The organism is Pseudomonas tritici, from assembly GCF_014268275.3.
In the GTDB taxonomy this organism is placed as follows: domain Bacteria; phylum Pseudomonadota; class Gammaproteobacteria; order Pseudomonadales; family Pseudomonadaceae; genus Aquipseudomonas; species Aquipseudomonas tritici.
Genome location: NZ_CP077084.1, coordinates 1,170,497 through 1,195,566, shown reverse-complemented (window position 1 = coordinate 1,195,566; position 25,070 = coordinate 1,170,497). Strand labels below are relative to the sequence as shown.

Genomic DNA, 25,070 nt, shown 5'->3' with positions numbered 1-25,070 from the left:
CAATTCGCTGAGCTGGCGCAGATCGCTCTGGGGGTCGCGGCTCAAACCGGATTGGCTGGCGATGATCTGGCTGAGCATCTGTGCCTTGTTAAGCAACTTGCCGATCAGTGCACTTTTGCTCAGCAGCGATGTTTCCTGCTGCTGGGCCTTGAAGGCCGCGATCAACTCGTCGCGCTTGCCGTCAAAGGCGGCAATTTGCTCGGGATCGGTCGCCATGGCGCTGAGGCTTTGCAGGCGGCTCAGGACACTGCTTTCCAATGCGCTGATCTTGCCCTCAAGGTCGCCGGCCTTGCCGGACTGGCCAAGGGTGGCGTTGATTTGGACTTGGTTGTTGAGGGTTTCCAAGTCGCGGCGCAAGGCCAGGCTGCTGCCGAGCAAGTCGAGGCTTTGCAATTCCACGCGTGTGCCCTGGAATTCACGCCAAGAATCGCGCACCAGGTAATAGTTGGTCGCCAGCATGGGCAGCAGGAACAGCACGCTGATCAAGCTGAACTTCATGCCGAAGCTCAGGCGGTTCATCAGCGCGACAGCGGGATAGAGCAAGCTCTTCACAGGTGAACTCCCTTTCTTTTATTTTTATTGAGGCCCAGGGCGGCAGTTAGCCAGCATCTGTATAGCTCAATTTGAAAGGGAGTTTTGTAACTTAAGGTTAACGGCAGCGGGCTGCCGAAAAATAATTTGCCCGCATTCACTCGGCTAGGGCAATACCGTCCAGATTGCAAACCCGGCGTACCACAGCACGGCGGCGCGCAGCAGCAGTTCCCATATGCGATCCAGGCTGTTGATGCCATCGGCGCCCACCGCTGGTGGCGGGATTTCGGCGGCGACCAGGCCGACTTTTTCCACCAATTGGGCAGCGCTGATGTCCCAGCTCAGCAGTTCGTGCAGCATCACGCGGCCAACCGCGACGAAGTTGCCCACCAAGGCAAAGCTGGCCGCCAACAGGCGCACCGGCAGCCAGTCAAACGCGTGGCGCAGTTGCCCGGCGCGCTCGGCGACCCGTGGGTTCTTGCTGTGCTCACTGGCCAGGGCAAGTAGGCGATAGGCCAAGGCAGCCACCGGGCCCAGCAGGAAGTACCAGAAAATCACCGCAAAGAAGCTCTGGTACGCCTGCCACAACAGATGGCCCTGAACGCGTTCGAGCAGCTGTTCGCCACTGTCGGCGCTGAGGTTCAGGTCACGTTCGGCCACGTGCTCGGCAGCTTGCAGGTCGCCACGGCGCCAGGCATCGCGAAACGGACCGAGCCCGGCGAGCAGATCACCACGGCCCAGGCTGTAGATCACCACCACCAGGTGCACCGGCAGCGCCAACAGACCGTAGGCCACCGGCTCCAGCACCAGCAGCAACAACGCCAGCAATGCCACCGGCAACAACACCAGTACTACCAGAATCAGCCAGGGACGCTTGCCCATGCTCGGGCTCGATTCCAGCTTGGCCAGTTCGCGCAGCCAACCACCATCGCGCTGCAACCGCTGGCGCAGGGCCGAGAACTTCTCGATCCATACGGCCAGCACCAACACCAGAAAACTCATCGTGCGTGTCCTCCATCCTGCAGGGCGCTGCGAAAGCGCGTCCAATCAAAAGCGGGGCCGGGATCGGTCTTGCGTCCCGGCGCGATATCGCTGTGACCACAAATGCGCTGGGGGGTGATGCCCGGGTAAGCCGCCAGCAATTGGCGGGTCAGGTCGGTCAGCGCCACATATTGTGCGTCGGTAAACGGCTGATCATCCGTGCCTTCCAGCTCTATCCCCAGGGAAAAGTCATTACAGGTTTCCCGGCCCTCGAAATATGAGACCCCGGCATGCCAGGCGCGGTCGAGGCAGGAGACAAACTGCGTCACCGTGCCATCGCGCTCAATCAGAAAATGCGCAGACACCCGTAGGTCGGCAATCCCTTCAAAGTAGGGATGTTCCGTGACATCCAGGCGGTTCTGGAAAAATTCCTGCACTTTACCGGTGGCGAACTGCGCCGGTGGCAAGCTGATGTTATGCACCACCAACAGTGAGATTTCGCCTGCGGGGCGCTCGTTGAAGTTGGGCGAAGGGCAATGACGAATGCCCTGGCACCAACCGCTGGTGGGGTCCAACTGCATACAGGTTCCTTGAACGAGACAACGTATGACCAGTATGCCGCGTTCGACCCTCTGGTTGCGATCACTTGCCGCGATTGAGTTGACGCAGTTTATTCAACACCGCGGCCAGCGCGCGCTCGAACAGGGGGGCGTCGTCCAAGGAATGCAGCGTGCCGCGCTTGAACGCCAGCGCCAACTGGCCGGTACTCTTCTCCAACACCTTGAGCCCCGTGCGGCTGGTGAAGATATACGTGTTGGCCGGTGCCATGATCGCCGTCAGCTTGCACCGCAGAGTGCTGGTCGCGTCCGCTTGGAACACCACCCAGCTACCCACCTTTAGTTCTTGAGCCTTGAGCAAGTCCGGGTCGTTGCTCGGCAGGTCGATGACCGGGGCGGGCGACGCCGCGCTGAGGACAAACGGCTCGCGCACTTCGATCAGATCTTCCATGCCTTCGGACGCCTGGACGTGCAAGGCCTGCAAGCGCAGAAAGAATTCACGGGTGCTGAACGGGTCGAACGCGGCACTGGTCAACCCATCGCGCAAGGCCTTGAGCAAGCCAGGCAGTTGCTCCAGCAAATGGCGCCCGGCTTCAGTGTCTTGCTGCAGGCTGACACTCCAGATCAGCTCGTCCATGGTGCGCAACGCCGCTTGCCATTGCACCGACTGCTCACCGTGCTTGAGGCTGGTCAGCAACAACACTTGGCTCCATGCCTGCTGCAGGAACTGCACCACCGGACGCGGCAGGACCTTGCCCAACAACCGTCGATTAAGCACATCGGCCACGCGCTGGCGTACGGCTTCGGTGCGCACGCGTCCAGCTTCGGCATCGCGGGTGTGTTGTTCAAGCAGGTCGCTGCGTCGCCGTTCATCGGCGGTAAACACGCTGAACTCTGCGAGCAATTGGGGAAAAATCGCCGGGTCTTCGACGAACTCATTGAGCAAACGCTGCACGACTTGCTCGATGCGCAGATAAAGATGGTCGCGCTGGCAGTCTTCAGGCGGACTGCTGCCCATGACGGCGGCCGCGATTTCATTGAGTAAGCGTCGCGCCGGGTGACTGGCGCGGCTGAAAAAGCTCTTGTCGAGCAACGCGACTTTCAGCATCGGGATCTGCAGGCGACCGATCAAAGCCTTGAAGGCACCGGGCACGGTAAGGTCGTTGAGGATAAATTCGAATAACAGCGCGACCAGGTTGATCACGTCTTCGTCCGCATCCTCTACCACCCGCGACTTACCACTCTTGACGCTGACACGGGTGAGCAACTGTTCAAGCTGGTTACACAGGTCGAAATCGTCTTCGGCCTCAGGCTCCGGCACGTACTGCTGCAAGTGGGACAGCAGGCGTAACAGATCACGGGTGGAAATAGGCAGCGGTTCGGCACTGGCCTCAAGCGTTGGCGCCACGCTGCCGCGTACCGCTGTGAGTAAGTTCTGGAGCGCGGCGAAGGCTTCCTGGCCATTGTCGTCGGCGGGCTGATCGGCGGCCGACGGGGCCTCTTCGTGCGGGTGTTCGCGGGCCGCACGCGCCTCAAGCCGACGGGACGGTACGGCCTTGAGTTCCGGCAATACGCCGGTCGCGACCAGCAATTGATTGGCTTCGCCATACAACTGGTCGGCGTCACTGAGCACGTACTTTTCAAAGAGCTTGAGCATGATCAGTTTAACGCGGATCTCCACCCCCAGGCTGCGCCCCGCCCGCAGGAAAAACTCACACAACAGCGCGGGGCCCAGCGGGTTGTCACGCTCATCCAGGCGATTGCCCAGTAATGCGCTCAACCGCGCAGTGAGTTGACCAAGGGCCAGGCCGTCACGATGTCGTACCCGGCCGAGCATGGCTTCAAGCGCCACGGCTTTTTCCAGGGCATCCTTGGATGAACCGGGCGGCGCGTCATAGGAAACCACCGGCACCAGTTGCAGCTCTCCCTGCCCCGCCTGGCCCAGGCTGGCGAAGGCTTCAAACAGTTGCTCCAGGAACACGCGCTCAAAATTCTTGCGCTTAAGGCGCAGGTCGCGCATGGCTTCAAAGAAAATATGGTGGTCAAGCGTGTTGCGCGACCTGTCGGCCATTTCGAACAACGTGTCGTCGGCGTTATCGAACAGTTCCTGCAGCCCTTGCTGCAACTGTTGCACCGCCTTGTCGCGGACCTGCAGCAACACCACCGGAAGTCGGGCGAGCGGCGATGGCGTGGCGTGTGCCTTTTTGATTGGCACCACCTTTCCGTCATTGTGCATCCTGGCCTCCTGAAACGGCGCTATCTGTCTAAACGTCAAAGCTATGACGCCAATTGCAAGGCGCAAGATTATCTTGCAAATGAGGTGGGTTGCGCCAGCAAACTCTGCCATCGCACGGTAAATGAGGGGTGAGCCTGGGTTCAGAAGCGCACTGCCCCTATAATCGGGGCACTTTGTTTGTGGAGCCTGTTATGCCGAATCTCCGTCTTGCCGACCTCACCGCCGAAATCGAAGCCAACGTGCGCCGCGCACTGCTGGAAGACGTCGGCAGCGGCGACATCACTGCTCAGTTGATCCCGGCCGAACGGCTGGCCACCGCCACCATCATCACGCGCGACGCCGCTGTTATCGCGGGTACGGCTTGGGTCGACGCGGTATTCCGTCAGTTGGACCCACGGGTCGCCGTGCATTGGCAGGTCGCCGACGGTGAACGCGTCAGCCCCAACCAAGCGCTGTTCCACCTGGAAGGTCCGGCACGCTCGCTGCTCAGCGGCGAACGTAGCGCGTTGAATTTTCTGCAGTTGCTGTCCGGGGTCGCGACCCGCGCCCAATTCTTGGCAGATTTTGTCGCCAGTACCCAGGTCAAGCTGCTCGATACCCGCAAAACCCTGCCGGGCCTACGCCTTGCGCAGAAGTACGCAGTAACCTGCGGCGGCTGCCACAACCACCGTATCGGTTTATATGACGCGTTCCTGATCAAGGAAAACCATATCGCCGCCTGCGGGGGCATTGCCCAGGCGATCACGGCCGCCCACAAGATCGCACCCGGCAAGCCGGTGGAAGTCGAAGTGGAAAGCCTGCATGAACTGCGCGAAGCCCTGGCAGCGGGCGCGGATATCATCATGCTCGATGAGTTGAGCCTGGACGATATGCGTGAAGCCGTGCGCCTGAACGGCGGCAAGGCGAAGCTGGAGGCCAGCGGCGGGATCAATGAAAGCACCCTGCTGCCTATCGCAGAGACCGGGGTGGACTACATCTCAATCGGCGCCATGACCAAGGATGTGAAGGCGGTGGATTTGTCGATGCGGCTGAGTATCTAAGCTTTCAAATTAAGAGCGAGCTCACTGTGGCGAGGGAGCTTGCTCCCGCTGGAGCGCGGAGCACTCCCTTTCCGACACAGCCGGTGTATCTGATACACCTCACCACCCGCTATCAGGGCTGCTTCGCAGCCCAGCGGGAGCAAGCTCCCTCGCCACAACAAGCCCGCCCATTTAAAACGCTCAGACCACCAGATTATTCATCTCGCAGTACTCTTCCCAATCGACACCCAGCACCTCGGCCGCCTCTTTGTGCAAGACCAGCCGTGCCGCTTCGAATTCTTCCGGTGTCGAGGTGTACTTGAGGGTCAGCTCCCAAGGCTGGAGGCCCTGGCTCTCGGCCTCGTCCTCGAATGCCCACTGAATCTGATCGCGCTGATCGTCGGCGCTCAGGTCCTTGATTTCTTCTTTAAGCTGCGGCGTGTCCTCAAGGTATTTATTGAGTGCTTCTTCGTGCCGAGCTTCCTGGGTCATTTCAGTCGTGGTCATGTGTGTTCTCTTAGATCGAGGAATGGGGATGCATCTGGGTCATCAAGGGTTGCGCAGATACAAATGAGCGGGCGCGAATGCCGGCTCGTCTGGCCTTCAGAACCATTCTGGGATCAACTGAAAACGTGCTGCCTTTGTTGCCTTTTTGCCCGAGACAGGAATCGAACCTGCGACCTTCGCGTTACGAGTGCGCTGCTCTACCGGCTGAGCTACACGGGCGGTGGGCTAAAGCTAGCACTGCATCGGAAGTCCGGCAACTTACCGGCGTCAACGGGCAATCACACCTTGGGCCCAGAAGCGCGGTTGCAGGAAGGTGTCATGGCCGTCCAGGTACTGCTGCTGCGCTTGCTTGATGTGAGGTACATCGCGCGCGACAATAAAAATCAACAGACCAACGGCCAGCACACTGAGCGTTTTCCAAGCACCCCGGGCCAATGGCAGTTCAGCGGTCGGCGGCATTCGCCACACATGCAGCGCCATCAGCCAGCCCACCACCAGCGCCAGCCAAACCTGGGAGTTGGGCATCACAATCACGCCATCGACCATGGACTGCACCAACGCGCCAACCACCGATGCAAACAGGCACAGCCGCAGCAGGTCTGCACGCTCGGCGCTCAGCGCACGCTCACGCAATATACCGAATGTGGCCCAGCCGCCTCGCCACGCCAACACCGCGACGCACAGAGCCGATGGCACACCCCATTCACTGGCCCATTGCAGGATGGCCTGGTGGGGGTGAGCGGCAATCCTGTTGGTGATATCGGCAAAATGCATAGGCCCGAAACCCAGCCCTGGCCGTTCGGTGAGCATGTGCCATCCCTGCCACCAGATCGGCCCGCGACCCGACAACGAGGTGGTGAGGCGATCGCTGGCGCCACTGGTGAGTTCGATCCCCAGGTAATCCGCTAACACCGTAAACACCAGCCAGTACAGCAACAGCCCGCCACACACTGCGGCCAGCTGCCACCCCAGCCAGCGCCGGCCCCAAGGCCCCAACACCGCCAACACCACACCCGCCGCGCCCATGCCAAGCCAGGTGCCGCGTGTGCCGCCACCAATTGCGATCAGCCACCACACGCACAGCAACGCAAACACCGCAACTTTGAGCGAGCGCGAGAGCGTCGGGATCAACAAGGGAAGCGCCAGCAATGGCAGGGTGAACGTCTGGAACTGGCCGTAGAATCGCTTGTTGGAAAAGCCAGAGAGCAGCAAGTCAGGGTCCAGCGTCCGCTCGGCGCTGGCGAACGCGAGTGCGCCCGCATACACGTATTGAATCGACTTGATCAGGCACAGCAGCACCACCACCATGATCAAGGCGCGGTCCAAAGGCTCGCCGCCCTGGCGACGCAGCAAGGCAACTGCCACGGCAATCGCACCGCAACTGACAAACAAAGCCACTTCGGCCAGTGCCCAGAGCGGCTGGTGGGCCAGCGTCGATGACACCAGGCCCAGCCCAATAATCAGCGCCAGGCCCAGGGTGGTGGGCCGGTCTACCAACCGTTCAACGGGGGCGACCGACAGCCCATACAGCACCGCACAAGCCCCGATGGCAATCTGCATCGCCCGCTGTAGATCATGCCCACTGAACGGTGCACAAATCCCGACAACCAGCAGACACACCACTGCTACCAGAAAAATACTGCCACGCTGCTGTATGGATAAATACATCGGCCACCTCAACTTCCCTGTGGAGGGTCTAGCAGTTATGCACCGTCGGCGCCGCAGCCCTTGGCGATATATTTCGCGTCAGCGGTGGTGGTGCATTTCCAACCACTGGTGGCGTTGCGCGTCAGGCTGATGGTCTTGCCCAGTACCGGCGCGGGAGCGTCGAGTATTTCGCAACGGATGGAACCCGCGCCCGTCGCCACATCCCCTGCCACATCGATCTTGCAATTGGCGGTCGGGCTGGCGCCACCGATCAACGCCAGCGTGGGTACGGTGCCTTGGTTGAGGGTGTCTTCATACCCAGGCTTCAACGCGGTGATTTCAGCCAGGCCGGCGGTGAACTTGGCCTTCGCCTGGTGGGTGGTGTACATGGGCAGGCCGATGGTGGCCAAGATGCCGATGATTGCCACGACGATCAACAACTCGATCAAAGTAAAACCTTTCTGACGCATCACTTTCACTCTCCAGAATAGAACTCATGACAAGGCGCTTCCTGCGCCCCGTGTTGTGCAGCGGCGCCAGTGTACTCATCCGCAAGCGCTCAATCGCGCACTGGACGCACATTCTGACATTTTATCCTGCGTTGCCTGCCTGCCCGAATCCGTCACCTGACTAAGCTATAAATCTTCGACGACCTCTCTGCGGAACCCTGTCATGGATAACGCTTCAACGCTGTACGCCTGGGAAGGCATCAACCGTAAAGGACGTAAGGTGTCCGGGCAAACCGCAGGGCACAACCCCGCCTTGGTCAAGGCTCAGTTGCGCCGGCAAGGCATCAGCCCAGGCGTGGTACGCAAGCAATCTGCCGTGCTGCCAAGCTTGGCACCGTCGATCAGATCGACGGACATCACCCTACTCACTCGCCAACTGGCCACGCTGCTGAAGGCCGGCATTCCCCTTCTGCAAGCCTTCGACATCATCGGCGAAGGCTTCGACAACCGAGCTGTGCGTGAGCAGGTGCAAGGGTTGAAACAGGCGATCGCCGCCGGCTCCAGCCTGGCCGAAGCGTTGCGCAAACAACCGCGCTATTTCGATGAGCTGTATTGCAACCTGGTGGCAGCCGGCGAACAGGCCGGGGCACTGGAAACACTGCTGGAGCGCGTGGCAATCCATCGGGAAAAGAACGAGCAATTAAAGGCCAGGATCAAAAAGGCCATGACCTACCCGATCGCCGTGCTGGTAGTGGCCAGCGTTGTCACCAGCGTTCTATTGATCCACGTCGTGCCGCAGTTCCAGAACCTGTTTGCCGGGGTCGACGGCACACTGCCCGGTTTTACCTTGCAGGTTATCGCGCTCTCCGAGTTCATGCAGAAAGCCTGGTGGATCATGGCGCTGGGCGCTCTTGCGGGGGCCCTGGGATTGCGCCACGCCTATCGTGCCTTGCCTGCTTTTCGTCTATGGCTGGACACCGGTTTGTTGAAAATGCCTCTGGCAGGCAAACTGCTGAGCAAATCAGCCGTGGCTCGCTATGCCCGCACGCTTTCCACCACCTTTGCCGCCGGTGTTCCGTTGGTGCAGGCACTGGAGTCGGTGGCTGGTGCTGCAGGTTCAGGACCGTTCAAACAGGCAATCGAACATATGCGACACGATGTATCCACTGGCATGCAACTGAACCAATCCATGGTCGCCAGCGGACTGTTTCCCGCAATGGCAATCCAGATGACGGCCATCGGCGAAGAGTCGGGCACACTGGACCGCATGCTGGAAAAGGTCGCCAGCCATTACGAGGCCGATGTGGACAACTTGGTCGACAACCTCACCAGCCTGATGGAACCGCTGATCATGGTGGTGTTGGGGGGTATCGTTGGCGCGTTGGTGATCGCCATGTACCTGCCGGTCTTCCAGTTGGGGAGTGCATTTTGAACCTGGTGCTGGGTGAACACCCATTGGCTTTTGTCGTGATGGCATGGGTATTGGGGCTGGTGATTGGCAGTTTTCTCAATGTGGTGGTGTGGCGCCTGCCGAAAATGCTCGAACGTGAATGGCGCGCCCAGGCCCATGAAGTGCTCGGTTTGCCCGCTGAACCTGCCGGGCCGACTTACAATTTGATGCATCCCAACTCCTGCTGTCCGCACTGCAATCATCCGATACGTCCCTGGGAAAACATTCCTCTACTCAGTTATCTGTTTCTCAGAGGCCGTTGCGCCCATTGCCAGGGCGCGATCAGCGCCCGCTATCCACTTACAGAACTGGGGTGCGGGCTGATCTCGGCCTGGGTGGCCTGGCATTTCGGTGTTGGCTGGCAGGCGGGAGCGGTGATGGTGCTGAGTTGGGGCTTGTTGGCGATGAGCCTGATCGATGCAGACCATCAACTGCTGCCCGATGTGCTGGTGATGCCGTTGTTATGGCTGGGTCTGATCGTCAACGGGTTGGGCCTGTTGACGACATTGCCGGACGCGCTGTTGGGCGCGGTGATCGGGTATATGAGCCTGTGGAGCGTGTTCTGGCTGTTCAAGTGGGTCACTGGCAAGGACGGCATGGGCCACGGCGACTTCAAGTTACTGGCGCTGCTCGGCGCCTGGGGTGGCTGGCAGATCCTGCCGATGACGCTGTTGATGTCGTCCCTGCTTGGGGTGTGCGTAGGCTTGATCCTGATGCGTCTACGCAAGACCCAGGCATCGGCGCCCATGCCGTTTGGTCCGTATCTGGCAATTGCCGGCTGGATTGCATTGCTCTGGGGTGGTCAAATAACCGACTTCTATTTGCAGTCTGTCGGTTTCAGATGACCACTTCTGTTGCAGCACCCTGGATTCTCGGCCTCACCGGCGGTATCGGCAGCGGCAAAAGCGCGGCTGCCCAGCACTTTATCAACCTGGGTATTGACCTGGTGGACGCCGACCACGCCGCCCGTTGGGTGGTCGAGCCTGGCCGGCCGGCACTGGCGCGCATCGCCGAGCACTTCGGTGCCGGCGTGCTGCAGCCTGACGGCCAGCTGGACCGCGCCGCATTGCGCAAGCTGATCTTTGAGGTACCCGAAGAGCGCCGCTGGCTTGAAGCCTTGCTACACCCGTTGATTGGCGAGGAGATTCGCAACCACCTGGCGCGCGCGCAGTCGCCTTACGCAATCCTGGTATCGCCGCTGCTGATTGAGTCAGGCCAGAACAGCATGACCCAACGCATCCTGGTGATCGACGTGCCGCAATCGCTGCAGATTCAGCGTACCCTGCAGCGCGACGGCATCACCGAACAACAGGTACAGGCAATCCTCAAGGCGCAGTCAAGCCGTGAAGGCCGCCTGAACCATGCCGATGACATACTGGTCAACGACAAGGACCTCGCCTGGCTGCACAGCGAGGTCGAGCGACTGCACCACTTTTACCTTACTTTGCGTGGAGGCCGAACATGAGCCAACCCTTGACCGTCGATTGCCCAACCTGCGGCGCACCCGTGGAATGGAAAGCGACCAACCTCAACCGGCCGTTCTGCTCGGACCGTTGCAAGCTCATCGACCTCGGCGCCTGGGCGGCCGAGGAACACAAAATCCCGGTGGCTCCGGATGCCGAAGACGAGCTGTTTTCCGAAGACCTGCCGCCGCGCCATTAAGGGCGCATAAAGGCATATTCCTGCTGGTCGTCGAGGTTCTCTGCAAGGTATTGCAGCTCGTCGGCCAGGTCTTCAAAACTGCGCACACCCTTGCTCTGCTGCACCACCGCACTGAGCATGGCGCGCAGGGTCAAGCCTGGGTCAAAACCGATTTCCTGTGCCGCATCCTGGCTTCTGCGCAACTCCTGCCGTGCCCACTCGTACACACTCATGATCGTGCCCCCGCCTTGCCCAGGAAAATTTCGCAGAGCATGGGCCTGCTCGGCTACGCGGGATTTGATCTGGGTCAACGCTGTGAATCGTCGTCCTTCCAGGGCGCCGAGAGGTAGCGAGTACGGTTGAAGGTCTCCAGCCATTCCGGGCAAAACACCACCAAAGCGCTGATAACCATGCCGTTGATAAAGGCCTCTGGGAAGATGATCAACCACAGATAGCCGACGAAATCCTCCAGCCATTCCGGCATGGCAAAAAGACCGTCGAACCACAACAGCCCGAGCCCGAACAACAGGCAGAGCAACGCCGACAGCGCGGCGGCAAAAAAGCCGGAACAGAAGATATACACAAACGGATTGCGTGGTTGCGCACGCTCGACCAGCAGTGCGCAACCCTCGGTAACCAGCACTGGCAGCCCGACAAGCAGCAAGCCGTTGACACCAAGGGCAGCCAAGTCCTGGCGCCCCAACAACATCAGGCCCACCTGGGCAGCAAAGCCGCCGACGATCGCCAGTGGCCAATCCAGCAACAGGGTGACGGCAGTCATGCCGATAAAGTGGTAGGACACACCGGTATCGAAATCCCGCCGTACCAGCCACAGCATGAACAACGCGAACACCGTGCCGAACAGCAAATGCTGACGCCGCCGGTCGGCAAACAACTCGACCCATGGCGAACGCAAGATTGCCCACAGCACCACCGGCGCGTACAACAGCCAGCCGATGCCAAGGGTTTGCGGCGCCAACACGGCCGCACTGATCACGGCTTCACCTGCTCCAGGGCTTGGCGCAGCTCAGCGCCAGAGCTGTATTCGCGTTGCGCGACCAGCTTGCCGTTATCCAGTTGCAGCCACAGCACCTTATCCACAGGACCCGGATAACGCGGCGCAACGCGCGCGTCACGGTCCAGCATAACCCGGTAGTTATAGGACTGCATGGCCGGCACTGCGAACAGTTTGGCGATCAGTCGGGGCATGCGCTGGATATCGGCGACAAACACCCCGCGCCGTGACTCCAGATACCCCTTAGGCTGCCCTTGCAATGCCGTATCCACCCATTTGGCGGCGTCCATGCTGCGCGCCACCAGCAAGATCTGCGCTTGGTCATCCAGGGTGTAGGCCTGGTCGAATTGATCCAGCAACGTCCAGGGCGCCAGGCGTTCACCCACTTCAACGGCCTGGGACCACACGGGTAAAAGGCTGAGCATCAGCACCGCTAAAAACTTCACTACGCACTCCTCAAGTCCGGCTTGATGATCGAGTGACCAGTCTACACCGAGCTTTTACAGCGGGACTTCCTGCGGTCATGATTTGAGCGCTAAGCTGCTACCTATGGATGACTCAGATTACTTGCGCCTGCTCACCGTGGCGGCCGAGCAAGCCAACGCTTTCCTGTCCAATGCCCGCAAGTGGGAGCGTGAGCGTTGGGTCTGCCAGCGCCTGCTGCAAGGCTTGAACGTGCCTTACCGTGCCGAAGAGTTTCACGCCGCCGGGCAAGAACCGCCGGACGTGCTGTTCCGCGATGCCAGCTTCGAAGTGTTTTTCGTACTGGATGAAGGCCGTCGCCTGAACGACGAATGGCGTGACGAGTTGCTGCGCCGTCGCAGCGCCTTCTCCCTTAGCCAACTGGTACGACGTGAAGCCAAGCCGCGACGTATCCCGGCCCATGAATTTTTAATGCGCCTGGCGCCCACATTGCGCAAAAAGGCCCACAACTATAAAGAGCGCGGCATGGACCTGGGGGAGCTGGATATCGTCGCTTTCTCCAGCCTCAAGCGCGAAGTGCTCGACCTCAACAGCCACTTCCCGCCACCGACGGAATACCTGCGCCAAGGCTGGCGCTCGCTGTCACTGGTGGGGCCGACTTTTGCACGGGTGCTGTTCGCACACCCGGACGCGCCGGATTTCTTGCGCAACAACCTGGGCCGCAGCATAGTGTTCGACGTGGGCATCAGCCTCTGAGCCCCCGGCCTGTAACGTGGCGCCCTTTTGCAACGTCTACCTGACGAGGCCTTTATGACCAGCCGCCTGAACCCCGATGACCAACAGCATGTCGAAGAGTACCTGCAACTCTCCCAACACCGAGTCGAGCGCAAGCCTTTCCGGCCGTGGCTGCTCCTCGGTGTGGTGCTTGTAGTGGTGATCGGCCTCGGCCTGTTGAGTCGCCTTTTGAGTTACCTGACGCTATGAGCTGCCTGGCGCTCGCGGGGGTAACTGCTCCGATTTCTTTTAGCCTTGCGAGATATCCCCATGACCCATCGTATTATTATCGTCGGCGGCGGCGCCGGCGGCCTGGAGTTGGCTACCCGCCTGGGTAAGACTCTGGGCAAGCGCGGCACCGCCAGCATCACGCTGGTGGACGCCAACCTGACCCATATCTGGAAGCCCTTGCTGCACGAAGTGGCCGCAGGTTCGCTGAACTCTTCGGAGGACGAACTCAATTATGTCGCCCAGGCCAAATGGAACCACTTCGAGTTCCAACTGGGGCGCATGAGCGGGCTTGACCGTGAACAAAAGAAGATCCAGCTCGCCGCCACGCTTGATGAAGAAGGCCGTGAGCTGGTGCCTGCGCGCGTGCTGGACTATGACAGCCTGGTCATCGCGGTCGGCAGCACCACCAACGATTTCGGCACCGAAGGCGCGGCGCAACACTGCCTGTTCCTCGACACCCGCAAGCAAGCCGAGCGCTTCCACCAGCAATTGCTCAACCACTATCTGCGCGCTCATGCCGGGCAGACCGACGTGGTGGAAAAAATCAGCGTCGCCATCGTCGGCGCCGGTGCAACCGGCGTCGAACTGGCCGCCGAGCTGCATAACGCCGCCCATGAGTTGGCCGCCTATGGCCTGGACCGCATCAAGCCGGAAAACATGCACATCACCCTGATCGAAGCCGGGCCACGGGTGTTGCCTGCCCTGCCGGAGCGTATCGGCGGGCCTGTGCATAAAACCCTGGAAAAGCTCGGAGTGACGGTGCTGACCAACTCGGCGGTCAGTGAAGTGACGGCCGACGCCCTGATCACCAGCAGCGGCCAAGTGATTCCAGCCAGCCTCAAGGTGTGGGCCGCCGGCATTCGCGCACCAGGTTTCCTCAAGGACATCGACCGCCTGGAAACCAACCGTATCAATCAGCTGCAGGTGTTGCCAACGCTGCAAACTACCCGCGACGAAAACATCTTCGCCTTTGGTGACTGCGCTGCTTGCCCACAAGTGGGCACCGACCGCAACGTACCGCCACGGGCCCAGGCGGCTCACCAACAGGCGTCGCTGCTGGCAAAATCGCTGAAGCTGCGTATTGAAGGCAAGGACCTGCCGTCGTACAAGTACACCGACTATGGATCGCTGATTTCGCTATCGCGGTTCTCGGCGGTGGGTAACTTGATGGGTAACCTCACTGGCAGCGTGATGCTGGAAGGCTGGTTGGCGCGGATGTTTTACGTGTCGCTGTACCGGATGCACCAGGTGGCGCTGTATGGGTTTTTCCGTACGGCGATGCTGATGCTGGGGAGCAAGATCGGCCGAGGCACCGAGCCGCGTCTGAAATTGCACTAACAACGCTTATTAATGTGGGAGCGGGCTTGCCCGCGATAGCGGTGGAACAGCAGCACATAGGCTGGCTGACAATCCGCTATCGCAGGCAAGCCCGCTCCCACATTTTTTTGCGTTGCATTTGAGATTTTCAGCACAAAAAAAATCCCCGTATCTTTCGATACGAGGATTTTTAATATGGTCGGGGTAAGGGGATTCGAACTCCTGACATCCTGCTCCCAAAGCAGGCGCGCTACCGGACTGCGCTATACCCCGGTAATAAAAAGGCGACCTTTCAGTCGCCTTCTTCGATCAGTGCTTTTGGCCTCTGATCTTAAGATCTGATTCCAGCGTTAACTGGTCTCAAAAATGGTGGGTCGTGTGGGATTCGAACCTACGACCAATTGGTTAAAAGCCAACTGCTCTACCAACTGAGCTAACGACCCAAATATGGTCGGGGTAAGGGGATTCGAACTCCTGACATCCTGCTCCCAAAGCAGGCGCGCTACCGGACTGCGCTATACCCCGGTTTTGAAATTGGCTCCGTGACCAGGACTCGAACCTGGGACCCAATGATTAACAGTCATTTGCTCTACCGACTGAGCTATCACGGAACTACATATTTCAAATGTACAACTTTTACTGCTGTGTAACCTTCTCTTCGACTTGCCCGTATCGCTACGTTCATGTGTCTGAGGCGCGCTATTCTACAATCTTAAAAACCCCTGTCAACCCTTTAAATTGCTTTTAAGACAATGATTTGCGCTTGTTTCTGATTTCTTCTTGGGGAGAAGAAACCCGTGGGCTGACGTTGCTGCGGGGCGCACTTTACAAGCCTTTGCCTTACAGTTCAACGCCCTATCGAAAAAAAAGGCCCCGTAATGCGGGGCCTTGTCTTATCCGCCTACAGCCTGGGCTCAGTGGAAGACGATTTCGTCGTTTTCCACGGTCGCCGTGACGCTGGTGCCCGGCATGAAACTGCCCGACAAAATCAACTGGGCCAGCGGGTTTTCGATCCAGCGCTGGATCGCACGTTTCAACGGCCGTGCGCCATACACCGGGTCATAACCGACCGCGATCAATTTCTCCAACGCGTCACTGCCCAGCTCCAGCGACAGTTCGCGTTCGGCCAGACGACTGCGCAGACGGCCCAGCTGGATCTCGGTGATACCCGCGATCTGGTCACGTGCCAGAGGCTCAAAGATCACCACTTCGTCGACCCGGTTAATGAATTCCGGACGGAAGTGCGTGGTCAACGCATCCATTACAGCAGCACGCTGGCCCTCACGATCACCTACCAGCTCCTGGATCTGCGCCGAGCCCAGGTTGGAGGTCATCACGATCACCGTGTTGCGGAAGTCCACGGTGCGCCCGTGACTGTCCGTCAGGCGGCCATCTTCCAGCACTTGCAACAGGATGTTGAACACATCCGGATGCGCCTTCTCGACCTCATCCAGCAAGATCACCGAGTAAGGCTTACGCCGCACGGCTTCGGTCAGGTAACCGCCCTCCTCGTAGCCCACATAGCCTGGTGGCGCGCCGATCAAGCGAGCCACCGAGTGTTTCTCCATGAATTCGGACATATCGATCCGCACCATGGCCTCTTCAGTATCAAAGAGGAACTCGGCCAAGGCTTTGCACAGCTCGGTTTTACCCACGCCGGTCGGGCCGAGGAACATGAACGAACCACTTGGGCGATTCGGGTCGGACAAACCGGCACGGGAACGCCGTACTGCGTTGGACACCGCCACCACAGCCTCTTCTTGGCCAATGACGCGCTGGTGCAACAGGCTTTCCATCTTCAGCAGCTTGTCGCGCTCACCTTCGAGCATTTTCGACACCGGAATGCCGGTCCACTTGGAAACAACTTCGGCAATTTCTTCCTCGGTCACTTTGCTGCGCAACAACTGGTTCTCGCTTTTACCGTGCTGATCGACCATCTGCAGGCTGCGCTCCAAGTCCGGGATCACCCCGTATTGCAACTCGGCCATGCGGTTCAGGTCACCTTTGCGGCGTGCGGCTTCCAGTTCCTGGCGGGACTGCTCGATCTTTTGCTGGATCTGCGCAGAACCCTGCACTTCAGCTTTCTCCGAGGTCCAGATTTCTTCCAGGTCGGAATACTCGCGCTCCAGACGGACGATTTCTTCCTGGAGTTTTTCCAGACGTTTCTTCGCCGCTTCGTCTTCTTCTTTCTTAAGGGCCTGGGACTCAACTTTCAGTTGAATCAGGCGCCGATCCAGACGGTCGAGTACTTCCGGCTTGGAATCGATTTCCATGCGGATACGGCTGGCCGCTTCGTCGATCAAGTCGATGGCCTTGTCCGGCAACTGACGGTCAGTGATATAGCGATGGCTCAACTTGGCCGCCGCAATGATCGCACCGTCGGTGATCGCCACCTTGTGGTGGACCTCATAACGTTCTTTCAAGCCTCGCAGGATCGCGATGGTGTCTTCTTCGCTCGGCTCCTCCACCAGCACTTTCTGGAAGCGACGCTCAAGGGCGGCGTCTTTTTCGATGTACTGGCGATATTCGTTGAGCGTGGTAGCACCGACGCAGTGCAACTCACCCCGCGCCAAGGCTGGCTTGAGCATGTTGCCGGCGTCCATGGAGCCCTCGCCTTTGCCGGCGCCTACCATGGTGTGCAGTTCGTCGATAAACAGAATGATCTGCCCTTCCTGCTTGGACAACTCATTCAGCAGGGATTTCAGACGCTCTTCGAACTCACCGCGGAACTTGGCACCTGCAATCAACGAGCCCATGTCCAGGGAGAGCAGACGCTTGCCCTTCAGGCCGTCCGGCACCTCACCATTGATGATGCGTTGGGCCAGGCCTTCGGCAATCGCGGTTTTACCCACACCAGGTTCACCGATCAGCACCGGGTTGTTCTTGGTGCGACGTTGCAGCACCTGGATCGTGCGACGAATTTCATCGTCACGGCCGATCACCGGGTCAAGCTTGCCCTCTTCGGCGCGCTTGGTCAGGTCGACCGTGTATTTATCCAGTGCTTGACGCGACTCCTCATGGTTGGGGTCGTTTACCGCGTCACCGCCACGCAGGTTGTTGATGGCGTTTTCCAGGGCTTTCTTGCTCACGCCCTGGCCCAGCAACAATTTGCCAAGCTTACTGTTCTCGTCCATCGCGGCGAGCAGTACCAGTTCACTGGAAATGAACTGGTCACCCTTCTGCTGGGCCAGACGGTCAGCCTGATTCAGCAGGCGCGCCAAATCCTGCGACATATTCACGTCGCCGGTCGGGTTTTGGATTTTCGGCAGTTGGTCGAGCTCTTTGCTCAACTCCTTGCGCAGGCTGTTGACGTCAAAGCCCACCTGCATCAGCAAGGGTTTGATAGAACCACCTTGCTGTTCCAGGAGCGCCTGCATCAAGTGCGCAGGCTCGATGGCCGGGTGGTCAAGGCCCACCGCCAAGGATTGGGAGTCCGATAAGGCCAACTGCAACTTGCTGGTTAAACGATCAATACGCATTAGTCACCTTCCTTTTGAGCAGGCCGGAGCTATAAAACATCCTGAATGAAGAAACCTGCCAGATACCCCTATAGATGTGGTCAATTCTGGGAGATTCAAGCTACGGATAGTTGACGCAGATCAGAAGAGTCTAGCGCTCGAGCCAGATAAGGGAGGCGAACCGACCGGTGCGAGAGCTGCGGCGGTAAGAAAAGAAGCGTGGATCGGTCACGGTGCAGAAACCGCCACCATAAACAGCCGTGACACCCCGCGCGGCAAGGCGCAAACGGGCCAACTGATAGATGTCGGCCATGAACTTGCCGGGATTGCGGCTGGGCACAAAGGCTTCGGCAGTAATCGGCAGTTGCTGCATGAAGGCTTCACGCACCTCCGGGCCGACTTCGAAGGCCTGTGGGCCAATGGCCGGGCCGAGCCAGACCAGCACATCGGCAGGTTCAGCGTTGAGGCTTTCGAAAGCGGCTTCCAACACACCTGCCGCCAGCCCGCGCCAACCGGCATGGGCGGCGGCCACACGGGTGCCGGCGCGGTTGCAGAACAACACGGGTAGGCAATCGGCGGTCATTGAGGTACAGGCAATGCCTGGAGTGCTGGTCCAACTGCCATCGGCTTCGACAGTCTGGCCAGGATCGGCCTCGACCACCTTGATACCGTGGACTTGGCGCAGCCAGGCCGGCTGAATAACGAAGGCATCGGTAAGCCGACGGCGATTTTCCAGGACGGCGTCCAGGCTGTCCTCGACATGATCGCCCAGGTTGAGGCTGTCGAACGGCGCCAGACTGACGCCGCCCGCACGGGTGGTGACGCAGGCTTTCACCTGAGCCGGCGCAGGCCAGTCAGGAATCAGCCAGTCACTCATCCGATAAATGCCTCGCGATCCTGCTTGAGCAGCGACAACAACCAGACCAAATCGTCTGGAAGAGGCGATTCCCAGCTCATCCGCTTACCGCTCGTCGGATGATCCAGCTCCAGGAAGCGTGCATGCAGTGCCTGGCGCGGGAAGGATTTCAGCGATTCAACCATGGTCACACTGGCCGCTGGCGGAATACGGAAGCGACCGCCGTAGGCCGGATCTCCGACCAACGGGAAGTTAATGTGCGCCATGTGCACGCGAATCTGGTGCGTACGGCCGGTTTCCAGCTTGACCCGCACATGCGTGTGGGAGCGGAAACGCTCGAGTACACGGTAGTGGCTGACGGCTTGCTTGCCGCCCTCCATCACCGCCATACGCTGGCGCTGCTGGCCGTGACGACCGATCGGGGCGTTGATCTTGCCACCTGCCACCACCACGCCAATCACGATGCATTCGTAGATCCGGCTGACGCTGCGGCTTTGCAATTGTGTGACCAACTGCGTCTGCGCCTGAATGGTCTTGGCCACCACCATCAAGCCGGTGGTGTCCTTGTCCAGACGGTGCACGATGCCGCAGCGCGGGACGTTGATGATGTCCGGCACGTGGTGCAGCAAGGCATTAAGCAAAGTGCCATCAGCGTGCCCGGCGGCCGGGTGAACCACCAGGCCTGCGGGTTTGTTGATGACCAGGATGTCGTCGTCTTCATAGACGATGTCCAGCTCAATGTCCTGGGCAACCCATTCTCCCTGGGCTTCCTGCTCGGCAGTCAGCTCAAGAATCGCACCGCCATGGACTGTGTCTCGCGGGCGGATAACCGCTCCATCCACAGTCAGGCGGCCGTCTTTGATCCAGGCGGAAAGGCGCGAGCGCGAGTGCTCAGCGAATAATTGTGCGGCGACTTGATCGAGGCGTTGGCCGCCCAATTCGGACGGCACCTCTGCGCGAAGTTCAATTTTATCGGACATGCTCAGACTAGGCGTGGCACAGCCTTTGGTTTCGGCTGCGCGCTTGTGGTTAAATACGGCGTCTTTTGCCCCGAGGCTTTCAACGGGGCGCTCATCATAACAGGACGGCCCCGCCCAAGACAGCGGCCGTCATAGGGACGCAAGCCGCCATGCAAGTGAAACACCTGCTGCTGATCGCCATCCTCGCCATGACTGCTGCTTGCTCGTCAACAAAGGAAGTCGTCGACGAAAACCTGAGCGAAGTCGAGTTGTACCAACTGGCTCAGAAAGACTTGGACAATAATAGCTACACCAGCGCCACAGCGAAGCTGAAGGCACTGGAGTCGCGTTATCCGTTCGGGCGCTACGCCGACCAGGCCCAGCTCGAGCTGATCTACGCCAACTACAAGAACGCCGAACCGGAAGCTGCCAAGTCCGCCGCCGAGCGTTTCATCCGCCTGCATCCGCAGCACCCGAACGTCGACTACGCCTACTACATGAAGGGCCTGACCTCGTTCGACCAGGACGTTGGCCTGTTGGCGCGCTTCCTGCCGCTGGACATGACCAAGCGTGACCCGGGCGCTGCCCGCGACTCCTACAACGAGTTCGCGCAACTGACCAGCCGCTATCCCAACAGCCGCTACGCGCCGGACGCCAAGCAGCGCATGATCTACCTGCGCAACCTGCTGGCTTCCTACGAGATCCACGTGGCTCACTACTACCTGACCCGTCAGGCCTATGTAGCTGCCGCCAACCGTGGCCGTTATGTCGTCGAGAACTTCCAGGAAACCCCTTCCGTGGGTGACGGCCTGGCGGTGATGACCGAGGCTTACCAGCGTCTGCATCTGGACGACCTGGCCAGCACCAGCCTGGAAACCCTGAAGCTCAACTACCCTGACCACCCTAGCCTGAAAGATGGCCAGTTCGTGCCTCAGGTTGCCGAAGCCGACAACCGTTCGTGGCTGAGCAAGTACACCCTGGGCCTGATCGAGTCCCGTCCACCGCTGCCGCCGGGCGAAACCCGCGCCAACCAGGACGTGATCAAGCAGTACCAGGACGCCAAGGACGCTATCCCTTCGGACCTCAAGCCGCATGACGAGAACGGCGACGTGATCGAAGAGGAAGAGCCACAGGCCCTGGGCAACAACCAGGACCGTTCGTGGTTCAGCTACATGACCTTTGGTGTGTTTGACTGATTGCACCCTGCGTCATCAAGAAGGAGCCTTTCGAGGCTCCTTTTTTGTGAGCGGTATTATTGCGCTGTGCGCCTGGCATGTCCTTGGCTAAACTGGCGCATTCCTTGTCGAGAAACTGCCCATCATGCTTCGTCTACTGTTCTGGATTGCCGTCATTGCCGCTGCAGTATGGTTCTGGCGCAAATTCAAAAGCCCGGCCGCCAAACAGCAACGCGCCAGTGAGCCCGACGCCGCCTTGATGGTGCGTTGCGCCCACTGCGGCGTGCACCTGCCGCAGGATCGTGCCTTGGGCTCGCGCCAGGAGTGGTATTGCACCCAGGCGCATCTGGAGCAGGGGCCGAAGTCTATCCAGCGTTGATCCGACCCTCGGGCGCATAAGGCGCCGGGTCGATAATTGGCGTACGCGCCAGCAGCAAGTCGGTAAATAATTGGCAGGACGCCGGCGCAAGCACCAGGCCATTGCGGTAATGCCCGCAATTGAGCCACAACCCTTTGAAGCCCGGCACGCGGCCGATGTAAGGGATACCTTCCGGCGAACCTGGGCGCAATCCGGCCCAGTGCCCAACAACCTCGGCGTCCGCCAAGGCAGGAATCAACTCCACCGCTGACGCCTTGAGGCTTTCCAACGCTGTTTCAGTGGGAGTCTTGTCGAAGCCTTCATGCTCCAGCGTACTGCCGACCAGGATGTGCCCGTCACGCCGAGGGATCGCATAGCGCCCCTTGGCCAGGACCATGCTCGACAGGAAGTCAGAGGCGCATTTGTACAGGATCATCTGGCCTTTGACCGGCTCCACCGGTAGCGCCAAGCCGAGTGTGCCAAGCAACTCACCGCTCCAGGCGCCCGCCGCAAGAACGACATGATCGCCGAAGATCGGGCCGTCGGCCGTCTTCACGCCCACCACATTGCCAGCGTCCAGGGCAAACCCGGTCACTTCGCACTGTTCATGAATGGTCACACCGGGCAGCGCCAGCAGTGCAGCCTTGAGGGATTTGACCAAGCGCGGGTTGCGCACATTGGCGACGTTGGCCATATAGATCGCCTGGGAGTACCCACTGCCCAGCACCGGAACGGCATCATGGGCGGCTGACACGTCCACTTTGCTCAACGGCCGGCCCTCACGTTCAGCCCAAGCCAGGGCTTCGGCTTCGTCGTCCAGGTCCAGCCAGTACAATCCAGTGGTATGCACCTCAGGGTCGACACCCGTCGCAGTAAACAAGCGTTCTGCCAGCTGTGGATAAAAATCCTGGGACCAATGCGCCAGCGCGGTAACTGCCGGGCTGTAGCGCCACGGATACAGCGGCGAAACAATGCCACCACCCGCCCAGGAAGACTCCTGCCCCAACCCCGCGCGCTCCAGCAGCACCACCGCTTGCCCTTGGGTCGCCAGGTTGAACGCCGTCAACAAGCCGATGACCCCGCCACCGACAATCACTACCTGCTGTTGCTCTGCCATCATTTGATCCAGCCGATAAATAGGAACAAGCGCACCCGGCGCCCAATCATCCAGCACCCTCATCACTGCCCCCAGCACAGCTTGCGCGACATGTCCGGCGCCGCGCCCGGATTGGACCGCGCACCGGTGCTGGTCAGGCTGAAGTCGCCGCAAGGGTCGCCGACCATTATCGAGTCGACGGCAGGCGTGGCCACCAGCTGGAAATCCTGAGGGTTCAATGCAGCGCTGATTCTATAGCGATCATTGCCCGCACTGACGCCGCTTGCGTCAATAAAAGTACCGTTCCTCGTATAAAAGCGCTCCAGTTGTTGAGCTTGCTCGGTCAACAACGCGACGATTTCAGCGCGATACACCTTTTTCATATGGCCGGTGTATCCGGGATAAGCGATCCCGGCCAGAACCGCGATGATCGCTACAGCGATCAGTAACTCGATCAGGGTAAAACCCTGGCTATCCATGCCCATCACATTGCTCCTTATTGAAGTTGTCGCCATGCCACACGCCGAAAACGTGAGCCGCCCTCTTCTTCCACCCGCGCGTAGACGCTCTCCAGCACCGTGCGCAGTTGGCCGCTCAGCCCGACAGCCGTCACTCGGTACACCGCAGCGGGTGTTTGCGCGGGTAAACGGGCCAACCCTACTCCGGGGCCGAGGAACTGAATGCCGTATACACCACCCTTAAGCGCAACCCAGGTGACGCCCGAAACAGGGTCCATTCCAGCCCCGACCACTGAAAATGCTGCTTGCGGCGGCGCACAGGCAACTATCGACTGACACAACGGCAGCGCCGCAAATGACCGCTGTATGGCCTGCTCGCCGCGCCTCAAGCCACTCTCGGCACTTTGCAGCGACTGATTGCGCTGCCAGAGACTACCGGCGATCTTTTGCTGGGTGACTGCGCCTTGCATCGATGACAAACCGATCAGCGACACCAGCAACAGGAACACCAGACTGATCAGCAGAACCATGCCCGCCTGGCGCAAACGAATACCCTCTGTCAGCATCATGGCGGCTTACCCCAGACGGTTTCGCAGCGCCGCCACGACGCTGTAGGTTTGATCTTTAACCCGGTCGGTCGGATCTCGCAGCGTCATCAGGATGCGCACACTGCGTATCAGGGATACGGCGGCCGGACTCGGGTCGTAGCGCACCACCTCCGTTGATGCGGGTTTGGCAGCCACGCCAAAGCTGATATCGAATGCCTGCACGTTATCCACCAGCACTGCCTTGGCAGGGGCCGCAGGCGTGCTGACCTTCAATTGGCCCGCTTCGAAGATGTACGTGAGTTGGCGCAGTGCAAAACGGATCTGTCCGGGTGCAGGCACAGGGGAATTTCCGGCATACGCTTGGGCGCTGCCTGTGCAGTCAGACAGCACCGTCCAATCGGGTTTGCCACTCTCATTGCCGACATCCGCGGTCACCAGCGTGAGCGACCTTGCACCCGCCCCAGCACTCCAACTGACAGGCCGATCAAAGGCCGGAGGAGCGTTGTCGATAAACTCCGTGGCCAAACAGCCAAACATGCCCGCCTGACGGATATCCTGGCTCATCTTGCCCAGCACGAACCGCGCATCATCCTGCAGCATCATGGCGGCCTGCTGGCTGTCGTGGGTGGTCCTGGAATTGACCGCCACCTGGCTGACCCCTAGCACCAGCACCAAGCCCATCGCCAAAGCCAACAGCAATTCCACCAAGCTGAAACCCCGAGTGCGACGCCTCATTGCGTCACCCCCGGCTCATCACTGACGCGACTGGTCAGAATGAATGTTTCCCGAGCACCCGGGCTGTTAGCGCCTCGACTGTCATCCCAACTGATACTGACAGTGGCTTCGTTTGCACTGATCGACACCGCGCCTTTGGCGCTCTCCCCGGCGAAGCCGAGAATATTCGCCTCGAAATCATGCAGGTCCTGGTCGCGCACGCTAGCGGTAGCGCTGCTCGCCGGAGCACGCTCGGACCGCTCCCATGCGTAGTCGGCAGCGGAATTGGCGCGGATTCGGTCGAGCATGTCGTAGGCAATGAAACTGGCCTGGCTGGTCATCCTGGCACTGTCGGTGTATTTCAGCGCATTGAGCTGGATCACCGCCGCGCCCAACAGCCCGATGGTGAGAATCAGCACCGCAACCAACACCTCGATCAGCGTCATGCCGCGTTGGTGCCGGAGTAAGGCGTGGGGAAAACTGGTGTTTGGGCAGGCAAGCATTACCGTCGTCATCCGTGTCGAAGGCCAGAAAAAAGCAGCTGAAATCTGCTGTACGGCCCAAGACTAGCGTCGGTTTTTCACCCGCGCTGCTCCCGGAACAAAGCGAAATACTTTGGACATAAAGGCCACCATCCAGCGCCACAGCACGGGCGCTATACCTATGGCTG

At 59.8% G+C, this 25,070-nt stretch carries 27 protein-coding genes and 5 tRNA genes; 10 read left to right on the top strand and 22 right to left on the bottom strand.

Annotated elements, in window-relative coordinates:
* Positions 1-696: 696 nt before the first annotated feature.
* The 3 genes from ampE to HU722_RS05210 all read right to left on the bottom strand — a co-directional run bounded on the left by ampE (position 697) and on the right by HU722_RS05210 (position 4,305).
* The gene (gene ampE, locus HU722_RS05220) at positions 697-1,533 is read right to left on the bottom strand and encodes a regulatory signaling modulator protein AmpE (RefSeq protein WP_065879635.1); all 837 of its coding nucleotides are present in this window, start codon (positions 1,531-1,533) and stop codon (positions 697-699) included.
* Positions 1,530-2,093, bottom strand: a complete 564-nt coding sequence (ampD, locus tag HU722_RS05215) for a 1,6-anhydro-N-acetylmuramyl-L-alanine amidase AmpD (protein ID WP_065875149.1) — start codon at positions 2,091-2,093, stop codon at positions 1,530-1,532. The genes ampE and ampD overlap by 4 nt, the downstream gene beginning before the upstream one ends.
* A 61-nt stretch (positions 2,094-2,154) precedes the next feature.
* Entirely contained in the window at positions 2,155-4,305 is a 2,151-nt protein-coding gene (locus tag HU722_RS05210) for a DUF1631 domain-containing protein (RefSeq protein WP_065879636.1), read from the bottom strand.
* Between the two features lie 191 nt (positions 4,306-4,496).
* Here HU722_RS05210 and nadC point away from each other — a divergent pair, with 191 nt between their 5' ends.
* Positions 4,497-5,345 carry a carboxylating nicotinate-nucleotide diphosphorylase gene (gene nadC / locus HU722_RS05205; RefSeq protein WP_065879637.1) on the top strand — a complete coding sequence of 283 codons (849 nt, stop codon included), beginning with the start codon at positions 4,497-4,499 and terminating at the stop codon, positions 5,343-5,345.
* A 180-nt stretch (positions 5,346-5,525) separates the two neighbouring features.
* Here the strand turns inward: nadC and HU722_RS05200 are convergent, their stop codons facing one another.
* The 4 genes from HU722_RS05200 to HU722_RS05185 form a co-directional block, all read right to left on the bottom strand.
* Entirely contained in the window at positions 5,526-5,831 is a 306-nt protein-coding gene (locus tag HU722_RS05200; protein WP_065875152.1) for a DUF6388 family protein, read from the bottom strand.
* Between the two features lie 146 nt (positions 5,832-5,977).
* Positions 5,978-6,050: transfer RNA gene (locus tag HU722_RS05195), tRNA-Thr, on the bottom strand.
* Between the two features lie 48 nt (positions 6,051-6,098).
* Positions 6,099-7,499: an O-antigen ligase family protein gene (locus tag HU722_RS05190; protein ID WP_065875153.1), complete on the bottom strand. Its 1,401-nt coding sequence runs from the start codon at positions 7,497-7,499 to the stop codon at positions 6,099-6,101.
* A 35-nt stretch (positions 7,500-7,534) separates the two neighbouring features.
* Positions 7,535-7,948, bottom strand: a complete 414-nt coding sequence (locus tag HU722_RS05185; RefSeq protein ID WP_065879638.1) for a pilin — start codon at positions 7,946-7,948, stop codon at positions 7,535-7,537.
* A 202-nt stretch (positions 7,949-8,150) separates the two neighbouring features.
* Here HU722_RS05185 and HU722_RS05180 point away from each other — a divergent pair, with 202 nt between their 5' ends.
* The 4 genes from HU722_RS05180 to yacG are packed head-to-tail and all read left to right on the top strand — an operon-like array spanning position 8,151 to position 11,039.
* The gene (locus HU722_RS05180) at positions 8,151-9,359 is read left to right on the top strand and encodes a type II secretion system F family protein (RefSeq protein ID WP_065890532.1); all 1,209 of its coding nucleotides are present in this window, start codon (positions 8,151-8,153) and stop codon (positions 9,357-9,359) included.
* Positions 9,356-10,222 carry a prepilin peptidase gene (locus HU722_RS05175; RefSeq protein ID WP_065875156.1) on the top strand — a complete coding sequence of 289 codons (867 nt, stop codon included), beginning with the start codon at positions 9,356-9,358 and terminating at the stop codon, positions 10,220-10,222. The genes HU722_RS05180 and HU722_RS05175 overlap by 4 nt, the downstream gene beginning before the upstream one ends.
* Positions 10,219-10,842 (top strand): dephospho-CoA kinase, encoded by a 624-nt coding sequence (gene coaE, locus HU722_RS05170; protein WP_065890533.1) that lies wholly within the window; start codon positions 10,219-10,221, stop codon positions 10,840-10,842. The genes HU722_RS05175 and coaE overlap by 4 nt, the downstream gene beginning before the upstream one ends.
* Entirely contained in the window at positions 10,839-11,039 is a 201-nt protein-coding gene (gene yacG / locus HU722_RS05165; RefSeq protein ID WP_003188437.1) for a DNA gyrase inhibitor YacG, read from the top strand. Before coaE ends, yacG begins: the two co-directional genes overlap by 4 nt.
* Here yacG and HU722_RS05160 read toward each other — a convergent pair.
* The 3 genes from HU722_RS05160 to HU722_RS05150 form a co-directional block, all read right to left on the bottom strand.
* Complete coding sequence (locus HU722_RS05160; RefSeq protein ID WP_003171680.1) at positions 11,036-11,251, bottom strand: hypothetical protein; 216 nt, start codon at positions 11,249-11,251, stop codon at positions 11,036-11,038. The genes yacG and HU722_RS05160 overlap by 4 nt on opposite strands.
* A 74-nt stretch (positions 11,252-11,325) precedes the next feature.
* On the bottom strand, positions 11,326-12,015 hold the full coding sequence (locus tag HU722_RS05155) for an energy-coupling factor ABC transporter permease (RefSeq protein WP_065875158.1): 690 nt from the start codon (positions 12,013-12,015) through the stop codon (positions 11,326-11,328).
* Positions 12,012-12,479 (bottom strand): FAD/FMN-containing dehydrogenase, encoded by a 468-nt coding sequence (locus tag HU722_RS05150; protein WP_065875159.1) that lies wholly within the window; start codon positions 12,477-12,479, stop codon positions 12,012-12,014. The genes HU722_RS05155 and HU722_RS05150 overlap by 4 nt, the downstream gene beginning before the upstream one ends.
* A gap of 103 nt (positions 12,480-12,582) precedes the next feature.
* Between HU722_RS05150 and HU722_RS05145 the strand changes: the two genes are divergently transcribed.
* The 3 genes from HU722_RS05145 to HU722_RS05135 are packed head-to-tail and all read left to right on the top strand — an operon-like array spanning position 12,583 to position 14,799.
* Positions 12,583-13,212 carry a DUF1780 domain-containing protein gene (locus HU722_RS05145; protein WP_049710060.1) on the top strand — a complete coding sequence of 210 codons (630 nt, stop codon included), beginning with the start codon at positions 12,583-12,585 and terminating at the stop codon, positions 13,210-13,212.
* Positions 13,213-13,266: 54 nt separating this feature from the next.
* Entirely contained in the window at positions 13,267-13,440 is a 174-nt protein-coding gene (locus HU722_RS05140) for a DUF3094 family protein (RefSeq protein ID WP_044286631.1), read from the top strand.
* Positions 13,441-13,500: 60 nt separating this feature from the next.
* Complete coding sequence (locus tag HU722_RS05135; RefSeq protein ID WP_065890535.1) at positions 13,501-14,799, top strand: NAD(P)/FAD-dependent oxidoreductase; 1,299 nt, start codon at positions 13,501-13,503, stop codon at positions 14,797-14,799.
* Between the two features lie 175 nt (positions 14,800-14,974).
* Here HU722_RS05135 and HU722_RS05130 read toward each other — a convergent pair.
* The 7 genes from HU722_RS05130 to rluD form a co-directional block, all read right to left on the bottom strand.
* Positions 14,975-15,051: transfer RNA gene (locus HU722_RS05130), tRNA-Pro, on the bottom strand.
* 94 nt (positions 15,052-15,145) lie between these two features.
* Positions 15,146-15,221: transfer RNA gene (locus HU722_RS05125), tRNA-Lys, on the bottom strand.
* A 5-nt stretch (positions 15,222-15,226) separates the two neighbouring features.
* Positions 15,227-15,303: transfer RNA gene (locus HU722_RS05120), tRNA-Pro, on the bottom strand.
* 10 nt (positions 15,304-15,313) lie between these two features.
* A tRNA-Asn gene (locus HU722_RS05115) sits at positions 15,314-15,389 on the bottom strand.
* A gap of 303 nt (positions 15,390-15,692) precedes the next feature.
* Complete coding sequence (gene clpB, locus HU722_RS05110) at positions 15,693-18,257, bottom strand: ATP-dependent chaperone ClpB (RefSeq protein ID WP_065875161.1); 2,565 nt, start codon at positions 18,255-18,257, stop codon at positions 15,693-15,695.
* 130 nt (positions 18,258-18,387) lie between these two features.
* Positions 18,388-19,113: a peptidoglycan editing factor PgeF gene (pgeF, locus tag HU722_RS05105; protein WP_049710063.1), complete on the bottom strand. Its 726-nt coding sequence runs from the start codon at positions 19,111-19,113 to the stop codon at positions 18,388-18,390.
* Positions 19,110-20,072 (bottom strand): 23S rRNA pseudouridine(1911/1915/1917) synthase RluD, encoded by a 963-nt coding sequence (gene rluD, locus HU722_RS05100; RefSeq protein ID WP_049710064.1) that lies wholly within the window; start codon positions 20,070-20,072, stop codon positions 19,110-19,112. Before rluD ends, pgeF begins: the two co-directional genes overlap by 4 nt.
* A gap of 149 nt (positions 20,073-20,221) precedes the next feature.
* Here rluD and HU722_RS05095 point away from each other — a divergent pair, with 149 nt between their 5' ends.
* Complete coding sequence (locus HU722_RS05095) at positions 20,222-21,247, top strand: outer membrane protein assembly factor BamD (protein ID WP_049710065.1); 1,026 nt, start codon at positions 20,222-20,224, stop codon at positions 21,245-21,247.
* Between the two features lie 124 nt (positions 21,248-21,371).
* The gene (locus HU722_RS05090) at positions 21,372-21,605 is read left to right on the top strand and encodes a PP0621 family protein (RefSeq protein WP_065875164.1); all 234 of its coding nucleotides are present in this window, start codon (positions 21,372-21,374) and stop codon (positions 21,603-21,605) included.
* Here the strand turns inward: HU722_RS05090 and thiO are convergent.
* From thiO to pilV, 5 genes are all read right to left on the bottom strand, one after another.
* Entirely contained in the window at positions 21,592-22,701 is a 1,110-nt protein-coding gene (gene thiO / locus HU722_RS05085; RefSeq protein ID WP_065890537.1) for a glycine oxidase ThiO, read from the bottom strand. The genes HU722_RS05090 and thiO overlap by 14 nt on opposite strands.
* A 62-nt stretch (positions 22,702-22,763) precedes the next feature.
* A complete protein-coding gene (locus HU722_RS05080; protein WP_065890541.1) occupies positions 22,764-23,165 on the bottom strand; it encodes a type IV pilin protein in 402 nt (133 codons plus the stop codon).
* A gap of 11 nt (positions 23,166-23,176) precedes the next feature.
* Positions 23,177-23,707 (bottom strand): pilus assembly PilX family protein, encoded by a 531-nt coding sequence (locus HU722_RS05075; protein WP_065890542.1) that lies wholly within the window; start codon positions 23,705-23,707, stop codon positions 23,177-23,179.
* A 6-nt stretch (positions 23,708-23,713) separates the two neighbouring features.
* Complete coding sequence (locus tag HU722_RS05070; RefSeq protein WP_065890543.1) at positions 23,714-24,421, bottom strand: PilW family protein; 708 nt, start codon at positions 24,419-24,421, stop codon at positions 23,714-23,716.
* On the bottom strand, positions 24,418-24,903 hold the full coding sequence (gene pilV, locus HU722_RS05065; RefSeq protein ID WP_065879642.1) for a type IV pilus modification protein PilV: 486 nt from the start codon (positions 24,901-24,903) through the stop codon (positions 24,418-24,420). Before pilV ends, HU722_RS05070 begins: the two co-directional genes overlap by 4 nt.
* Positions 24,904-25,070 lie beyond the last annotated feature (167 nt).

What these genes read in the sequence shown, in the direction of transcription:
- HU722_RS05190 (WP_065875153.1), bottom strand. Translation starts at nt 7,499, where the DNA reads ATGTATTTATCCATACAGCAGCGTGGCAGTATTTTTCTGGTAGCAGTG.
- nadC (WP_065879637.1), top strand. Translation starts at nt 4,497, where the DNA reads ATGCCGAATCTCCGTCTTGCCGACCTCACCGCCGAAATCGAAGCCAAC.
- HU722_RS05145 (WP_049710060.1), top strand. Translation starts at nt 12,583, where the DNA reads ATGGATGACTCAGATTACTTGCGCCTGCTCACCGTGGCGGCCGAGCAA.
- ampE (WP_065879635.1), bottom strand. Translation starts at nt 1,533, where the DNA reads ATGAGTTTTCTGGTGTTGGTGCTGGCCGTATGGATCGAGAAGTTCTCG.
- pilV (WP_065879642.1), bottom strand. Translation starts at nt 24,903, where the DNA reads ATGCTTGCCTGCCCAAACACCAGTTTTCCCCACGCCTTACTCCGGCAC.
- pgeF (WP_049710063.1), bottom strand. Translation starts at nt 19,113, where the DNA reads ATGAGTGACTGGCTGATTCCTGACTGGCCTGCGCCGGCTCAGGTGAAA.
- coaE (WP_065890533.1), top strand. Translation starts at nt 10,219, where the DNA reads ATGACCACTTCTGTTGCAGCACCCTGGATTCTCGGCCTCACCGGCGGT.
- HU722_RS05185 (WP_065879638.1), bottom strand. Translation starts at nt 7,948, where the DNA reads ATGCGTCAGAAAGGTTTTACTTTGATCGAGTTGTTGATCGTCGTGGCA.
- yacG (WP_003188437.1), top strand. Translation starts at nt 10,839, where the DNA reads ATGAGCCAACCCTTGACCGTCGATTGCCCAACCTGCGGCGCACCCGTG.
- HU722_RS05180 (WP_065890532.1), top strand. Translation starts at nt 8,151, where the DNA reads ATGGATAACGCTTCAACGCTGTACGCCTGGGAAGGCATCAACCGTAAA.
- rluD (WP_049710064.1), bottom strand. Translation starts at nt 20,072, where the DNA reads ATGTCCGATAAAATTGAACTTCGCGCAGAGGTGCCGTCCGAATTGGGC.
- clpB (WP_065875161.1), bottom strand. Translation starts at nt 18,257, where the DNA reads ATGCGTATTGATCGTTTAACCAGCAAGTTGCAGTTGGCCTTATCGGAC.
- HU722_RS05075 (WP_065890542.1), bottom strand. Translation starts at nt 23,707, where the DNA reads ATGATGCTGACAGAGGGTATTCGTTTGCGCCAGGCGGGCATGGTTCTG.
- HU722_RS05140 (WP_044286631.1), top strand. Translation starts at nt 13,267, where the DNA reads ATGACCAGCCGCCTGAACCCCGATGACCAACAGCATGTCGAAGAGTAC.
- HU722_RS05160 (WP_003171680.1), bottom strand. Translation starts at nt 11,251, where the DNA reads ATGAGTGTGTACGAGTGGGCACGGCAGGAGTTGCGCAGAAGCCAGGAT.
- HU722_RS05095 (WP_049710065.1), top strand. Translation starts at nt 20,222, where the DNA reads ATGCAAGTGAAACACCTGCTGCTGATCGCCATCCTCGCCATGACTGCT.
- HU722_RS05090 (WP_065875164.1), top strand. Translation starts at nt 21,372, where the DNA reads ATGCTTCGTCTACTGTTCTGGATTGCCGTCATTGCCGCTGCAGTATGG.
- HU722_RS05135 (WP_065890535.1), top strand. Translation starts at nt 13,501, where the DNA reads ATGACCCATCGTATTATTATCGTCGGCGGCGGCGCCGGCGGCCTGGAG.
- thiO (WP_065890537.1), bottom strand. Translation starts at nt 22,701, where the DNA reads ATGGCAGAGCAACAGCAGGTAGTGATTGTCGGTGGCGGGGTCATCGGC.
- ampD (WP_065875149.1), bottom strand. Translation starts at nt 2,093, where the DNA reads ATGCAGTTGGACCCCACCAGCGGTTGGTGCCAGGGCATTCGTCATTGC.
- HU722_RS05070 (WP_065890543.1), bottom strand. Translation starts at nt 24,421, where the DNA reads ATGAGGCGTCGCACTCGGGGTTTCAGCTTGGTGGAATTGCTGTTGGCT.
- HU722_RS05080 (WP_065890541.1), bottom strand. Translation starts at nt 23,165, where the DNA reads ATGGGCATGGATAGCCAGGGTTTTACCCTGATCGAGTTACTGATCGCT.
- HU722_RS05200 (WP_065875152.1), bottom strand. Translation starts at nt 5,831, where the DNA reads ATGACCACGACTGAAATGACCCAGGAAGCTCGGCACGAAGAAGCACTC.
- HU722_RS05210 (WP_065879636.1), bottom strand. Translation starts at nt 4,305, where the DNA reads ATGCACAATGACGGAAAGGTGGTGCCAATCAAAAAGGCACACGCCACG.